This is a genomic window from Bacillus sp. EKM206B (assembly GCF_011066015.1).
GTDB lineage: Bacteria > Bacillota > Bacilli > Bacillales > Bacillaceae > Bacillus > Bacillus velezensis.
Genome location: NZ_JAAMNL010000050.1, coordinates 1 through 239, shown reverse-complemented (window position 1 = coordinate 239; position 239 = coordinate 1). Strand labels below are relative to the sequence as shown.

Here is a 239-nt window from a genome sequence, read left to right as displayed (position 1 = left end):
GCGATTGCCAATACGAGAGTTTATATTCTCGGCGACGGCGATCAGGTGCAGCCGGAAGGCATTGCCGGTGAATTGTGTGTGGCCGGCCGCGGTCTGGCGCGCGGATACCTGAACCGTGAAGAAGAAACGGCGAAGCGGTTTACCGCAGATCCGTTCGTGCCTGGCGAGCGCATGTACCGGACCGGCGACCTCGTCAAATGGAACGCGCAGTGCGGCATCGAATACATCGGCCGTATTGA

General features: G+C 59.8%; 1 protein-coding gene. It reads left to right on the top strand.

The genetic code is table 11. The features are described from left to right. On the top strand, positions 1-239 hold a 239-nt coding region (locus G9F50_RS20370; RefSeq protein ID WP_165417797.1), incomplete at both ends, for an AMP-binding protein.